Source organism: Arthrobacter sp. UYP4 (assembly GCF_057291175.1).
Map to the genome: position 1 here is coordinate 1,530,277 of NZ_JBXAVU010000001.1, position 13,448 is coordinate 1,543,724.

Genomic DNA, 13,448 nt, shown 5'->3' on the forward strand with positions numbered 1-13,448 from the left:
TCCTTTTCCTAAGGGACGGCTAGGCGTCCAGCACGCTCATGACGTGCTTGATGCGGGTGTAGTCCTCCACGCCGTACATGGAGAGGTCCTTGCCGTAGCCGGAGTTCTTGAAGCCGCCGTGCGGCATCTCGGCGGTGAGCATGATGTGCGTGTTGATCCAGACGGCACCGAAGTCGAGGTCCCGGGAGACCCGCATGGCGGTGCCGTGGTTGGTGGTCCAGACGCTGGACGCGAGCGCGTAGTCGACGCCGTTCGCCAGCTCCACGGCTTCCTCCTCCGTGGCGAAGGTCTGCACCGTGACGATGGGCCCGAAGGTCTCCTGCTGCACCACGGGATCGTCCTGGCGGGCGCCGGTGATGATCGTGGGCTCGAAGAAGTAGCCCTTGTCACCCGCGCGCCTGCCGCCGGTCGCGATGCTGCAGTGTGCCGGCAGCGCGTCGATGACGGCGTTGACGGCGTTGAAGTGGTTGATGTTGTTGAGCGGCCCGAAGTAGTTCTCCGAGTCGTCCGCACTGCCCGTCCTCAGCGTGGCGGTGTGCTCGACCATCGCTGCGACGAACTCGTCGTGCGCCTGCTCCTGCACGAGCACGCGGGTGATCGCGGTGCAGTCCTGGCCTGCGTTGAAGAACGCGAACTCTGCGATGGCCGCGGCGGACCTCTTCAGATCGGCATCGGCGAAGACCACGGCGGGCGCCTTGCCGCCGAGCTCGAGGTGGGCACGCTTGAGGCCCTTGGCCGCGCTCGTGGCGACGGCGATGCCCGCGCGTACGGAACCCGTGATGGACACCAGGCCCGGGACGGGATGCTCGATCATGGCCGCACCGGTCTCACCGGTACCGAGGACCACGTTCAGGACGCCGTCCGGCAGGATCCCCTGCGTGAGGCGTGCCAGCACGAGGGTGGACTCGGGGGTGGTGTCGCTCGGCTTGAGCACGACCGTGTTGCCGGCGGCGAGGGCGGGCCCGATCTTCCAGATGGCCATCAGGAACGGGTAGTTCCAGGGGGCGACCTGGGCGACGACGCCGATGGGTTCCCGGCGGACGTAGGAGGTGTGGCCCTCGAGGTACTCGCCCGCGGACTTGCCCTCGAGGATGCGCGCAGCACCCGCGAAGAAGCGCAGCTGGTCGGCGCCGACCGCGACCTCCTCGGCGGCGATCATCTCGCGCACCTGGCCCGTGTTGCGGTGCTGGGCCTCGACGAGTTCGTCGCTCGCGGCCTCGACGGCGTCGGCGAGCTTGAGCAGCAGGAGCTGGCGCTGGCTCGGCGTGGTGCGCTTCCACGTGGTGAAGGCGCGGGCAGCAGCCTGCATGGCGGCGTCGACGTCCGCGGGGGAGGAGACAGGCGACTGCGCCACGACCTCGCCGTTGGTCGGGTTGACGATGTCCAGGAGTTCGGTTCCGGCGGGCGTCACGAACGCGCCGTCGATGTAGTTCTGAAGGGTCTCAGCCACGCTGCAGTGCCTTTCACGAGGGGGTGTCCGCGGCCTCCGGGTAGGTCCGGCCACGGGTATCGAATCGACGGTACCGGGACGGGGTAACCCCTGCCACGGATATCTGCACAGCACGGACCGGGAAGTGCCGTGCAGGAGCACAGTAGAGCCTAGGCTTGAACCATGGCCATCACGCTTCCCGACCTGCTGTCCGACCCGGCCCTCGGCCTCGTGGCGGAGGGCCGCTCCGAGCCGCCGGCCCAGCCGATCCAGTGGGTCGCGGTGACCGAGCTGGAGGATCCGCGGCCGTTCCTCAGCGGCGCCGAGGTGATCCTCACGACGGGTGTCCGCCTCAAGACCGGCGCGGCCCAGCGTGCCTTCGTCCGCCGGGCGCACGAGGCGGGGGCGCTGGCCATCGGATTCGGCGTGGGTTTGACGCACCGGAGGATCCCGGCGGCCCTCCTGTCCGAGGCGGACGACGTCGGACTCCCGGCCTTCCGGGTCCCGTACGAGGTCCCGTTCATCGCCATCGGGAAGAGGGTGGCGGACGCCCTCTCCGCCGATCACTACGCAGGCCTCGAGGACCTCCTCGAGGGACACGCCGTCCTCGCGTCCGCCCTCCTCGGCGCCGGGGGCCTCGGCGCGCTCCTCGCCGAACTCGCGAGGATGCTGGGCACCGACGTCGCCCTCTTCCAGTACGGTGCACGCATCGCCGGGGCCGCCGGTCCGCGGCGCGTCCGCGATGAATCGACGTCCTGGCATCGGCTGCCCATCGCCACGGGGCTGAAGGACCGCTGCACACTCGCCATCGCGGAACCGTACACCCGGGCGGCGGTCGTCGACTACGCGCAGAGCCTCATCTCGGTGGAACTCACGAACCAGGGGCGGAACCGCACAGGAGCCCGGACGGCCGCCGGGCAACTGCTCGAGGACGTGGTGCGGGGAAGCCTCGCGGGTCCGGAGGCCGCCGCGAGGCTTGCGAGCTCGGGTATCGACACCGCGCTCAGGCACAGCGTCCTGATCGTCGACGTCGCCTCCGGCCAGCGCCGGGCCCTGCGCACGCTGCCGCTGCCCGACGGCTGGGACGGCGTCTCCTCCGCCCTGGTCGAGGACCGCCTCGTCCTCGTGCTGCCGGCCACCGCCGCACCGGAGCCGGCGCAGCTCAGCCAGTACCTGCATGGCGCCGGGCTCACCTCGCGCATCGGCGTGGGAGGGGCGTACGCCCAGCCGAACGGACTGCGCTGGAGCTATTTCGAGGCCCGGGAGGCACTCCAGCGGGGGCAGGCGCTGAACCTCGCCGACCGCCTGAGCCTGACGTCCCTCCTCATGGCGAGTGCTGACGTTCCGCTCGCCGATCTCGCGGCCGAGACCCTGAACCCGCTCGAGGCCTTCGACGAGGCGCACGGCGCCGGCCTGCTGGCGACGCTGCAGCGGTACCTGGACCTCGACGGGTCCGTGGCCGCCGTCGCGGCCGACCTCGACCTGCACCGCAACACCATCCGGTACCGGCTGCAGCAGGTGGTGGCGTTGACGGGGTACGACCCTGCGGTCACGGCGGACCGCGTCCACCTCTACCTCGCCCTCCGGGTGCGCGCACTCGGCTGAGGCGGGACGGCGGGCCCGCCGGACAGCGCCCCGTGTGGTCCCGGCCACTCCGGCCGCTCCGCGCCTACCACGTGGGCCGCACCCCCGCATGCGATAGTTGGATCACCAGATACCGGTCTCACAGTTCTTCGGGGGTATTCATGTCGCTTCTTCACGCCGACGAGTTGGACCTGCAGGAGTTGGCCCGACAGGCGATCCTGCAGGAGTACCGCCTGCCCTACGGGGAGGCCGACGGCACTCCGGTGGAGGCGTTCGACTACCAGACGCCCACGGAACTCCTCAACCTGGTGAAGCTCGCCGTCCGCGTCAGCGGGATGCACGCGGGCGTCATCAACATCATCACGGCCGACCAGCAGCACCAGATCGCGGCCGTCGGGGTGGATGCTGCCGTGTGCTCCCGCGAGGACTCGATGTGCTCGAAGGTCTTCCGCTCCGGCGCCATCACGGCGGTCCCCGACGCGTCACGCGATCCCCGCTTCGCCGACAACCCCTTCGTGAACGGTGGGATCGCCCTCGTGCGGTCCTACGCGTCCGTCCCCCTCGTGGCGGAGAGCGGGTACGCCCTCGGGACGCTCTGCGTCTTCTCCCCCGAGATCCTCGGCTTCGACGCCGAGCAACGGGAGGGCCTCGAGATCCTCGCCCGGCAGGTGGTCGAGGTCCTCGAACTACAGTTCAAGACCCGCCAGCTCGTCGAGGCCCTCGAGGTGGTCCGTCGCAGCAACGAGGACCTCGCCGGCTTCGCAGCCCGGGTCAGCCACGACCTGAAGAACCCGCTGACGGCGATCCTCGGCTACACCGAGCTCAGCGAGCAGGACGACGACGTCGAGACCTCGGGGCCGGCGGCCCGCTACTTCAGCATCATCCGGGGCAGTGCCAGCCGGATGCTCTCGACGGTGGAGGAGGTTCTCGAGTTCTCCCGCATCGGCGGCTCGATCAGCCGCCGGAAGGTCCGCCTGAACACGATGATGAACGCCGTGCTGCAGGACGTGCTGCCGCTCAGCAGTGCCTGCGACGCCGTCGTGACCGTCCGGGACGCCCAACTCGAGGTGGACCAGGCGCAGGTCACCGCCCTCCTGCAGAACCTGGTCTCGAACGCGATCAAGTACTCGGCCCCAGGGACTCCTCCCCGCATCGAGGTCGTCGCGGACGTCGGCCAGACCCAGGTGCTCCGCATCATCGACCACGGCAAGGGCATCGACCCCGCGGACCGGCACCGGGTCCTGGAACCGCTCGTGCGGCTCCAGCGGGAGGGCGACCCAGCGGGCAGCGGCATCGGCCTCGCGACCTGCGCGCGGATCGCGGCCGCCCACGACGGCTCGATCAGCCTCACGGAGACGCCCGGCGGCGGCACGACAGTCACCGTCGATCTCGGCCCGGCCTGATCCTTCCCGCAGCGCCTCGCGGCGCTAGAGCTGCTGCGACTGCAGCTGCTGGTCCTGGTCAGCGCGGGCCAGCGGGAGCCGGAAGGTGAAGGTGGAGCCCTCGCCCTCGACACTGCGGCAGCTGATGGTGCCGCCATGGCGCTCCACGATGGCCTTGGAGATGGCGAGCCCCAGCCCGACGCCGGGGATGGCGGCATTGCGGGCCGCCGAGGTCCGGAAGAACTTCGAGAAGACGCCCTTCAGCTCCTCCGCCGACATGCCGCTGCCCTGGTCCGTCACGCTGCACTCCACCTCGCCGTCGACCTCCGCGGCACTGACCGTCACACGCCCGCCGTCCGGTGAGTACTTGACGGCGTTGGAGAGCAGGTTGTCGAGCACCTGGCCGATGCGCGGGGCATCGCACAGCGCCAGGAGGCCGGGCTCGGTGCGGTCCTCGAAGCGCATCAGGGGGTTCGTCGAGCGTTCCCTGGCGGACGCCACGCGCTGCAGGACCAGTTCGGAGAAATCGGTGGGGACCGGTGTGATCTCCGGGGTCCCCTCGGCCGTGGAGAGCAGATCCACCACGAGCTTGTGCAACCGCTCGGAGTTGCGGGACACCACCTCGAGGCCGGATGCGACCTCGGGCTGCAGGTCGGGCATGCCGGTCAGCAGTTCGAGATAGCCGCGGATCGCGGTGAGGGGGGTCCGCAGTTCATGGGACACCGTGGCCACGAACTCGTCCTTCGCGTTGAGCGCGGTCACGAGTTCCGTGACGTCGTTGAATGTTACGACGGATCCTTCACGCGCGCCCGCCTGGTTCGTCATCAGGCGCGACGACGTCGAGAGCACCCTCTGGTCCGGCCGCTCGCCCCACCACAGGAGGTAGTCGGAGAAGACCTGCCCCTCGGCGGCTCGCCGGGTCGGCCTCCGTGCCTCGGGCATGACCGACTGGCCGTCGTGCTGGAAGATCCGGAGGTCCCCTTCCGCGGTGTTCCGCGTACCTCCTGCGAGGGCGCGGAACTGCTCGAGCTTGCGGTTGGTCAGCATCGGCCGCCCGGTCTCGTCGACGGCGATCAGTCCGATGTCCACGCTGTTGACCACGGTCTCCAGCAGCCGCTCCCGGCGCGCGCTCTCCTCGAGGAGCATCTGCAGGGCCTGGTCCTTCTCCTCGACGACCTGCTGCTGCGCCATCATGCTGGCGGTCATAACCCGTATGGTCACGCCGATCGCGAGCATGATGAACGGGAGGAGGATGGACTGTGTGAGGGACTGCGAGGTGACGGCGGCGTCGGTTCCGAAGACGGGTGCCCACACGATCGCGAGCGAGCCGAGGAACCCCACGGCCAGGGCGGCACGCGGGAAGAGCCCCGAGGCCGCCAGCCAGATGACGGGGAAGACGGCGAGCAGCCCGACGCCGGTGATCATGGTCCCCGCGCCATGGCGCATGAGTCCGATGGGGATGAAATCGAGCAGCGGGATGACCAGGAAACTGGCGTGCGGCAGGCGGTCCCAGGGGACGACGACGCACAGCGCCAAAAGTACTGCCTGCAGCCCTGCGCCGAGGAGGAAGGACCCGCTCGAGAAGAGATCACGGTGGAACAGTGCCCCGCCGACGAGGATGAGCAGCACCGTGAGGGAGAGCGGCAGCTGGCTGAGGACGACGCGCATCCGCAGGGTCAGTTCGTGGAACTGCCTGGTGTTGAGCGTCAGGTAGGAGAGCACCCTGTCCATGCTGACCGATCCCCCCTCCGTCGTCGAGCCAATCCGTCGCTGCATGACGGTGCTGGCGGCATCGGCGCGCCGGCTTCCACAGACTAGCGCGACCGCCCGGTGATTGAAGGTGCGGAATCCGCCTGCGCTCCTCAAGATCACCTCAAGTTCGACGCACCAAACCGGTGATCGTGGCGAAGCTGCTGTAGGGGCGCCGAGCATCGCCCGGCGTAGCGTTTAATGAGGATCATGACTGTCGCCCCCGAGAAACGCCGAGCACTGGTCGTTGAGGACGACGTCGACATCCGGGGCCTGCTCGTGCAGATCCTGAAGCGCGAGGGCTTCGAGGTGACGGAAGCCGGGACGGCGAGCGACGGGCTGGAGAAGGCGCGCGCCGGCGCGGACCTGATCACCCTCGACCTGAACCTGCCCGATGGCGACGGCGTGGAGATCTGCCGGGAGGTCCGCACCTTCTCCGACGCCTACATCCTCATGATCACGGCACGCACGGACGAGATCGAGCGCCTGACCGGACTCGAGACCGGTGCCGACGACTACATCAGCAAACCCTTCAGCCCGCGCGAACTCGTGGCACGCATCAACTCGCTGTTCCGCCGCCAGAGCCGGCAGGCAGCCGCCGACGTCGCCAACGCCGATGAGCGCCAGCGCGCCGCCGAGGTCCAGCAGAACCTCCTCCCCCGCGACAACCTGTGGGTCCGCGACTACGAACTGGCGGGACGCTTCCGGCCGTCCCGCAGCGTGGGCGGCGACTTCTACGACTGGTACGGCACCCCGGACGGGCTGCACCTCACGGTCGCCGACGCGATGGGCAAGGGCATGGGAGCCGCCCTCGTCGCGGCGACCGTGCGCGCCATCATGCGGTCGGTGGCCCCCCAGCCGAGCATCGAGACCGCGTTCGCGACGGCGGCGCGCGCCACCGAGGCCGACCTGGAGCAGACGAACTCCTTCGTCACGCTCTTCCACGGGCGCCTCGACGCCGCTACCGGCGTCGTCGGCTATGTGGATGCCGGCCACGGACTGGCACTGCATGTCACGGCAGACGGTGGCGTGACCCGGTTGAAGTCGGCGGGACCGCCGGTGGGGGCATGGCCGGACCAGGTCTGGGCAGCGGACACGGTGAAGCTCGGCCCCGGCGACTCCCTGGCCATCGTCAGCGACGGCCTGCTCGACATCTACGAGACGGTCGAGCAGTTCACCGAGGCCGTGGCCGGCGTCATCACGGCGGCGCCCAGCGCGGAGGCCGCCTGCGCCGTCCTGCTCGACATGGCCGACGTGCCCGAGGTGGCCGACGACGTCACCGTCGTCGTGCTCCGGCGCACGCAGGACTGACGCGAACCACACGCACGACCACACACCCACGGACAGGTAGAGGAAGAGGACACACAGATGGAATTCACCACCCAGGACAAGGGACGCTACACCGAGGTGGCAGCCAGTGGCCGCCTGAACATGGTGGCCGCCCCCAAGCTGCGCGAGGTCATCAACGACGTCGTGGCCGCGGGTGGCAAGCGCATCGTGGTGAACCTCGCGGAGACCAGTTTCATGGACTCCTCGGGGCTCGGCGCCCTCATCGGCTGCCTCAAGCTGGCCCGGCAGTCCGGCGGCGACCTGCGGATCGCCGCGGTCCAGCCCCAGGTCACCATGGTGCTCGAGCTCACCAGCATGCACCGGGTCCTGACACCGCACGGCACGCCCGACGAAGCCTTCCCGAATGACTGACATCCTCGCCCGGCGGACCCTCGAGGAACCCGCGGCCGAACAGGCGATCGAGGACCTGCACGGCGTGCTCGACCAACTGTGGCACGACGCGGCGTTCGTGCCGGCCATGGATCAGATGGCCTTCAGCACCGCCGTGATCGAGGCCGCGAGCAACGTCGTCCGCCACGGCGTCGCTGCGCAGGGCTCCGAACTCCTCCTCGGCGTCGAGCTCACGGTGGCCTCCGGGTACCTGCGGGCCGTCATCAGCGAGATCGGGGCAGCCCCCCTGGACCCCGTACCCGACCTCGAGGGGCCCGACCTGACCGCCCTCCCCGACGACGCGCTGCTGGAGGACTACGACGAATCAGGTCGCGGTCTCTCGATGATCCGGGCACTCGTCACGACGGTCACGGTCGAGCGGCAGGGCGACTCGAACGTGTGGGTCCTGTCCCGGGACGCCGGCGAAGGGCACTGACCCTCCGGTCCTGGTGTCCGCGGCTCCGGTCCTGGTTCCCGCCGGTTCCGGGTCACGCTTCCCGCCGGTTCCGGGTCACGGCTGCGCCCACCGAGCACGGGTCACGCCAGTGACGGCCCGACGAGCCGGCGGCCACCGGTCAGGGTAGTAACGGCCGGCCGAGCCCGCCGGTCACGGGTCACGGCAGTGGCGGTCGGCCGAGGAACGCCGCGAGGTCCGCGTAGACCTCCCGTGACTCCGGCAGGCGCGGGGCCGCCGGGAAGACGTGGAACCCGCCCGGATAGATCCTCATGGTGACGTCGGCGCCGGCTGCGACGGCCCGGTCCCGGAACACCGTCGCGTCCGCCATGCACACATCGCGGGTGCCCTGGTAGATCCGCGTGGGCGGCACCGCGGCCAGCAGGTCATCGGGTGCGCAGGCGGGGCTGACCAGAGGTGTCCTCGGGTCGTCGCCTCCGGCCCACCAGAGGCCGGCCTGCACGGGGCCCGCGACCGAGAGCATCGGGTCGACGGCCTCGTACTTCGGGATCGTGGGATTCGTGCCCGTGACATCGAGCCAGGGCGCGAACACGGCGACGCGCCCGGGTGCAGGCAGCCCGGCGTCGCGGAAGGCCCACGGCTGGGCGATGGCGAGCCCGCCGCCGGCCGAGTCCCCCATCAGCGTGACGTCCTCCGGATCCGCTGTCCGCAGGACCTCCCGGTAGACGGACACCAGGTAGGGGAAGGCCTCGCGGTAGGTGCTCTCCGGAGCCAGGCGGTAGAGGGGGATGGTCACGGCAGCACCCGTACGCTTGGTCAGCTCGGCGATGATCCACCAGTGCGGCCGCCCGAACTCGTTGAGGTAGATCCCGCCGTGCGTGTAGATGATGTGCGACCGCGTGGCGCCGAGGAGCGGCCGGACGGTGATCGTGCGCACGCCGTCGATCCGCTTCTCCTGGATCGTGTGGGTCTGCTTGAACGTCCACGGGATGGCCGCCGCCGACGGGTAGGTCCGGCCCGGGTACTTCCCGTTGACCCAGTCCGTCCCGGTCAGGTTCCTCTTGGTGGGCAGCAGGCCGATCAGCCGGCACGCGACGCGCATGGCCCGCGAGCCGTCGTGCGCGCTCGGTTCGACGGTGTCCGTGCCGGCCGCATATCCGCTCGTCATGGCCCCAGCCTAGTGCGGCCCCCGCGGACTGCGCCGCCTCTGTCATGCTGGTCGGGGCCGGAATGCCCCGGTTGGCGTCCTTTGTCCCACCGATCCGCCCGACGCCGTTCCGGCCCGCCGAAGGAAGAGATGGATACCGCAGCACACATCGCCCTCGCCGCCGACCTCCTCGGCGTGTTCTTCTTCGCCGTGTCCGGCAGCCTGCTGGCCGCACGGAAGGGCTTCGACCTCGTGGGCTCCCTCCTGCTCGCGTCGCTCGCGTCGCTGGGCGGCGGCGTGGCACGGGACCTCATCATCGACGTCCCGCCGGCGGCGTTCAACAATCCCGCCTACCTCGTGCCTCCCCTGCTGGCCACCGTGCTCGTCTACTTCGTGTTCTCCGGCGTGGAGCGGGTCAAGCGCGTCCTCGTCCTCTTCGATGCCGCGGGCCTCGCCCTGTTCTGCATCACCGGCACCATCAAGGCCCTCGACGTCGGCCTCAACCCGGTCTCCGCCGTCCTCCTGGGCGTCACGACGGCCGTGGGCGGCGGCCTGCTGCGCGACGTCGTCGCCAACGAGATCCCGCAGCTCTTCGACCCCCGGGACATCTACGCGCTGCCCGCGATGCTCGGCGCCGTCGTCGTCACCGTGCTGTACCTGACGGACACCTTCACGCTCGTCACGGGCATGCTGGCGGCGTCGCTCGTGTTCTCGCTGCGCGTCCTCGCCTGGCGCTACGGCTGGCACGCGCCGCTCGCGGCACGTACCTCCGGCATCCGCAGGTAGCCCCGGCGCCGGACGCGGCGGCTAGGATGGGGGAATCCCCCGCCACCACTCCTGGAGTACTTGTGACTGAGCTCTTTTCCGATCGATTCCGCGCCCTGGTGCCTCAGTACTTCGAGGGCGAGTGGGTCGAGGAGGACGGCTTGTCCGAGGACGAGCTCGCCGAGATGCTCGCGGGCAAGGACTTCGAACTCCCCCTCGCCCTGCACGAGTTCTACCGCGCCGTCGGAGCCACCGAGGACATCATGGAGGCGTTCCACTTCTTCTGGGACCCCGACGAGCTCGAGATCGAGGACGGCTTCCTCCTGTTCCTCGAGGACGAGGACGAGCAGTACACCTGGGGCATGAGGGCCGACCAGCTGGACGTCCCCGATCCGATCGTCTGGCGCCGCAACAACGCCCGCGGCGAGTGGCAGAGCGAGGAGGGAACCTTCAGCGAGTACGTCCTCGACCTGTTCGAGTGGGTCTTCGAGGAGGACGGGGAGGACTGATGGAGTTCGCCCACCACGCCCCCGACGGGTACCGGTGCCCGTTCTGCGACCTCGCGCGGGGGGACTTCAGCAACCCGGGGAACCTGTGCCGACCGGGTGACGTCGTCTACTCCGACGACCTCGTGCTCGCGTTCATCGCATCGCACGGCTTCGAGCCGAACCCGGGGCACGTACTCATCACGCCACGCGAGCACGTCGAGCTGCTCTACGAACTGCCCGACGACGTCGCCGCCCGCATCATGACGCTGACCCGCGACATAGCGATCGCCATCAAACTGGCGTGGGCGCCCGACGGCGTCTCGACGCGGCAGCACAACGAGCCCGCCGGCAGCCAGCACGTGTGGCACTACCACCAGCACGTCCTGCCCCGCTGGCACGACGACGGCTTCTACTTCACCCCGAAACGGCCCATCGTGGACCCGGAGATCAGGGCGCAGAAAGCCGACGAGCTGCGGTCCTTCCTTCCGGCGAGATAGCGCCCACCGGCTCCGCTTCACGCCCTGCTGCGGCTTCGTGCACGGCTTCTGAGCAAAGAGAGCGTGTCCTACGACGCCACGCCGCTTATCGGAGTCACCCGCCCACGAAAGCCGTGCACGAGGCCGCACCCAGCCATCCACATCAGCGGACGGGTCGGCGCCCGAGGGCCGTGAAGACCATCGCGAGGACATCGTCCGGCTGGAACATGACGTCCTCGTAGCAGAAACGCAGCACGATATACCCGCCGATCACCGTCATGTTGTTCCTCCTGCGGTCGCGCCGGAGTGCCTGGCGGTCCGAATGGAACGCCGCTCCGTCGATCTCCACGACGAGGCACCCCTCGACCAGGAAGTCGACCCGTCCCACGCCCGCTATCCGGACCTGCGGGCGAACCTCGAGACCGGCGCCGCGCAGCAGGAGTCGCGCCACGACCTCGATCGCGGACTCGCCGGTGAGGTCCACCGACGCCAGGGCAGCGCGCGCCCTGCCGTTGCGCTTTCCACGCAGCCGGGACTCGAGGAACGCCGCCACGGTATCACCGCGTCGGAGAGCGCACTCGACCATTGGGACCGACTCGTCGGTAGGCCGGCACTGCAGCACATGCACCAGCACGTCGGCGAGACCGACGAGTGGCAGCCGGGAGTGCGGAGGAACGGTGACGACCCGATGGTTGATGCAGCCGTCGGCCGAGCGGGTCGGCCGGCTGACGTGCACGCCGATCGCGGGCCGGACGCGCCACAGCCCGTAGTGGACCGCGGCGGAGACACATGTGAGCCGTGCTCCCGCACCCACCGCCCGGATGAACTCCGGCGGTGCGTCGGGAAGGGCCAGGACACCCCGTCGAACGCGGAGAATCCTGCCGTCGCCGATGGAGCGCTCGATCGCCCGCTCCCCCACTCCGCGCTCCAGCAGGGCACCCGTGGAGGCCACACCACCCGATACCGCGAGAATCTGCTCGATCGTCATGGACCAACCCAAGAGGCAGCCGCCCGTGATCGACGGTGGGCCCTTGGCTATGTGGACGGGCCGCGGGGTGCGGCGGCACGGGAGGATGCGGCGTCGTGCACGCGTTTCACCAGGGCGACCGCGTGTCGTCTCGAGACACGCCGACTATCAGGGACACTCCCGCGGGAAAGCCGTGCACGAAGCCGCGGAAACGCAGGCGCGACGGCGGCGCTAGACGTCCCGGCTGACGACGGCCTGCGCGAAGCTCGCGAGGGCCTGCTTCACGACGCTGTCCGGGAGCGGACCGAGGGCCGCGACGGCGTCGTCGGCCCACTGCTGGGCCACGGCCCAGGCCTCCTGCGTCTGCGGGTGCGAACGGACGGCGGCGACGGCCTCGGCGAGGGCCTCGTCGGAGGAGAGGTCGCTGTCGACGAGCGCGACGACGTCGGCCGCCGAGGAGTCGCCGGCGGCTGCGGCACGGCGCAGCAGGATGACGGGCAGGGTGGGGACGCCTTCGCGGAGGTCGGTGCCGGGGGCCTTGCCGGACTTAACCTTCAGGCCCGTGACGTCGATGACGTCGTCGGCGAGCTGGAACGCGACGCCCACCTTCTCGCCGTAGGAGACCATGACGTCCACGACCTCCGGCGGGGTGTCCGCGAAGAGGGCGCCGAGCTGCCCGGAGGCCGCCACGAGGGAACCGGTCTTGTCCGCGATGACCGAGAGGTAGTGCTCGAGGTCGTCCTGGCCGTCGCTCGGTCCCACGGTCTCGTGCAGCTGGCCGAGGCAGAGCCGCTCGAAGGTACGGGCCTGGATCCCGAGGGCCTCGCCGCCGAGTTCTGAGACCAGGATCGAGGCGCGGGCGAAGATGAGGTCGCCGGTCAGGATGGCGACGGAGTTGCCCCACACCTCGTGGGCGGTGGGCGCTCCACGCCGGTACGGCGCGGAATCCATGACGTCGTCGTGGTACAGCGTGGCGAGGTGCGTCAGCTCGACGACGACGGCCGCCTGGACCACCTTCGTGCGCGCCGGGTTGCCGAGGTGAGAGGCGAGGATGGTGAGCAGGGGGCGGATGCGCTTCCCGCCGGCCTCGACGAGGTGGCGGCTGGTGGCGTCGGCGAGGGGATCGGAATTGGCGATCGCACCGCGCAGCTGCTTCTCGACCTCCGCGAGGCAGGACGAGACGGACGGCCCCAGCTCCGGGTCCTCGGCGATGAGGGCGAAGCCGGGAGGCAGACGCAGGGCATCGGCGTCGTCCGGGATGTCCGCGGTATCCAGCGCGCTGTTCAGACCCACGCTGGTCCACCCGGAGTTGAAGGATTGTGTCACG

The 13,448-nt window shown here is 69.9% G+C and carries 13 protein-coding genes; 8 read left to right on the forward strand and 5 right to left on the reverse strand.

Translation table 11 applies throughout. The annotated features are described in order from the left end of the window. Positions 1-19 precede the first annotated feature (19 nt). Positions 20-1,450, reverse strand: coding sequence for an aminobutyraldehyde dehydrogenase (locus tag AC0Z9V_RS07190; RefSeq protein ID WP_459287254.1), 1,431 nt, complete (start codon positions 1,448-1,450; stop codon positions 20-22). A 162-nt stretch (positions 1,451-1,612) separates the two neighbouring features. On the opposite strand from AC0Z9V_RS07190, the gene AC0Z9V_RS07195 reads away from it, so the two are divergent. Both AC0Z9V_RS07195 and AC0Z9V_RS07200 read left to right on the forward strand, forming a co-directional pair. Further along, positions 1,613-3,034 carry a PucR family transcriptional regulator gene (locus AC0Z9V_RS07195; RefSeq protein ID WP_485141109.1) on the forward strand — a complete coding sequence of 474 codons (1,422 nt, stop codon included), beginning with the start codon at positions 1,613-1,615 and terminating at the stop codon, positions 3,032-3,034. Between the two features lie 140 nt (positions 3,035-3,174). Beyond that, the gene (locus AC0Z9V_RS07200; RefSeq protein ID WP_459267253.1) at positions 3,175-4,416 is read left to right on the forward strand and encodes a sensor histidine kinase; all 1,242 of its coding nucleotides are present in this window, start codon (positions 3,175-3,177) and stop codon (positions 4,414-4,416) included. 24 nt (positions 4,417-4,440) lie between these two features. Here AC0Z9V_RS07200 and AC0Z9V_RS07205 read toward each other — a convergent pair whose 3' ends face one another. Next, positions 4,441-6,126 (reverse strand): sensor histidine kinase, encoded by a 1,686-nt coding sequence (locus tag AC0Z9V_RS07205; protein WP_485141110.1) that lies wholly within the window; start codon positions 6,124-6,126, stop codon positions 4,441-4,443. Between the two features lie 228 nt (positions 6,127-6,354). Between AC0Z9V_RS07205 and AC0Z9V_RS07210 the strand changes: the two genes are divergently transcribed. The 3 genes from AC0Z9V_RS07210 to AC0Z9V_RS07220 are packed head-to-tail and all read left to right on the forward strand — an operon-like array spanning position 6,355 to position 8,299. After that, positions 6,355-7,455: a SpoIIE family protein phosphatase gene (locus tag AC0Z9V_RS07210; protein WP_133081080.1), complete on the forward strand. Its 1,101-nt coding sequence runs from the start codon at positions 6,355-6,357 to the stop codon at positions 7,453-7,455. Positions 7,456-7,512: 57 nt separating this feature from the next. Then, positions 7,513-7,845, forward strand: coding sequence for an STAS domain-containing protein (locus AC0Z9V_RS07215; RefSeq protein ID WP_133081081.1), 333 nt, complete (start codon positions 7,513-7,515; stop codon positions 7,843-7,845). Next, positions 7,838-8,299 (forward strand): ATP-binding protein, encoded by a 462-nt coding sequence (locus tag AC0Z9V_RS07220; protein ID WP_133081082.1) that lies wholly within the window; start codon positions 7,838-7,840, stop codon positions 8,297-8,299. The genes AC0Z9V_RS07215 and AC0Z9V_RS07220 overlap by 8 nt, the downstream gene beginning before the upstream one ends. 178 nt (positions 8,300-8,477) lie before the next feature. Here AC0Z9V_RS07220 and AC0Z9V_RS07225 read toward each other — a convergent pair whose 3' ends face one another. Beyond that, positions 8,478-9,446, reverse strand: a complete 969-nt coding sequence (locus AC0Z9V_RS07225) for an alpha/beta hydrolase (protein ID WP_459267255.1) — start codon at positions 9,444-9,446, stop codon at positions 8,478-8,480. A gap of 129 nt (positions 9,447-9,575) precedes the next feature. Here AC0Z9V_RS07225 and AC0Z9V_RS07230 point away from each other — a divergent pair, with 129 nt between their 5' ends. The 3 genes from AC0Z9V_RS07230 (at position 9,576) to AC0Z9V_RS07240 (ending at position 11,175) form a co-directional block, all read left to right on the forward strand. Continuing rightward, the gene (locus AC0Z9V_RS07230) at positions 9,576-10,211 is read left to right on the forward strand and encodes a trimeric intracellular cation channel family protein (RefSeq protein ID WP_208739110.1); all 636 of its coding nucleotides are present in this window, start codon (positions 9,576-9,578) and stop codon (positions 10,209-10,211) included. Positions 10,212-10,273: 62 nt separating this feature from the next. Next, positions 10,274-10,699 carry a hypothetical protein gene (locus AC0Z9V_RS07235; RefSeq protein ID WP_133081085.1) on the forward strand — a complete coding sequence of 142 codons (426 nt, stop codon included), beginning with the start codon at positions 10,274-10,276 and terminating at the stop codon, positions 10,697-10,699. Then, on the forward strand, positions 10,699-11,175 hold the full coding sequence (locus AC0Z9V_RS07240; RefSeq protein WP_485141111.1) for an HIT family protein: 477 nt from the start codon (positions 10,699-10,701) through the stop codon (positions 11,173-11,175). Before AC0Z9V_RS07235 ends, AC0Z9V_RS07240 begins: the two co-directional genes overlap by 1 nt. Before the next feature lie 142 nt (positions 11,176-11,317). On the opposite strand, the gene AC0Z9V_RS07245 is transcribed toward AC0Z9V_RS07240, so the two are convergent. Further along, the gene (locus AC0Z9V_RS07245; protein WP_485141112.1) at positions 11,318-12,142 is read right to left on the reverse strand and encodes a DUF559 domain-containing protein; all 825 of its coding nucleotides are present in this window, start codon (positions 12,140-12,142) and stop codon (positions 11,318-11,320) included. 210 nt (positions 12,143-12,352) lie between these two features. After that, entirely contained in the window at positions 12,353-13,447 is a 1,095-nt protein-coding gene (locus AC0Z9V_RS07250; RefSeq protein WP_485141113.1) for a polyprenyl synthetase family protein, read from the reverse strand. Position 13,448 lies beyond the last annotated feature (1 nt).

Coding starts and splice junctions, on each gene's coding strand:
- AC0Z9V_RS07195 (WP_485141109.1), top strand. CDS start 1,613: ATGGCCATCACGCTTCCCGACCTGCTGTCCGACCCGGCCCTCGGCCTC.
- AC0Z9V_RS07200 (WP_459267253.1), top strand. CDS start 3,175: ATGTCGCTTCTTCACGCCGACGAGTTGGACCTGCAGGAGTTGGCCCGA.
- AC0Z9V_RS07205 (WP_485141110.1), bottom strand. CDS start 6,126: ATGGACAGGGTGCTCTCCTACCTGACGCTCAACACCAGGCAGTTCCAC.
- AC0Z9V_RS07210 (WP_133081080.1), top strand. CDS start 6,355: ATGACTGTCGCCCCCGAGAAACGCCGAGCACTGGTCGTTGAGGACGAC.
- AC0Z9V_RS07215 (WP_133081081.1), top strand. CDS start 7,513: ATGGAATTCACCACCCAGGACAAGGGACGCTACACCGAGGTGGCAGCC.
- AC0Z9V_RS07220 (WP_133081082.1), top strand. CDS start 7,838: ATGACTGACATCCTCGCCCGGCGGACCCTCGAGGAACCCGCGGCCGAA.
- AC0Z9V_RS07225 (WP_459267255.1), bottom strand. CDS start 9,446: ATGACGAGCGGATATGCGGCCGGCACGGACACCGTCGAACCGAGCGCG.
- AC0Z9V_RS07230 (WP_208739110.1), top strand. CDS start 9,576: ATGGATACCGCAGCACACATCGCCCTCGCCGCCGACCTCCTCGGCGTG.
- AC0Z9V_RS07240 (WP_485141111.1), top strand. CDS start 10,699: ATGGAGTTCGCCCACCACGCCCCCGACGGGTACCGGTGCCCGTTCTGC.
- AC0Z9V_RS07245 (WP_485141112.1), bottom strand. CDS start 12,142: ATGACGATCGAGCAGATTCTCGCGGTATCGGGTGGTGTGGCCTCCACG.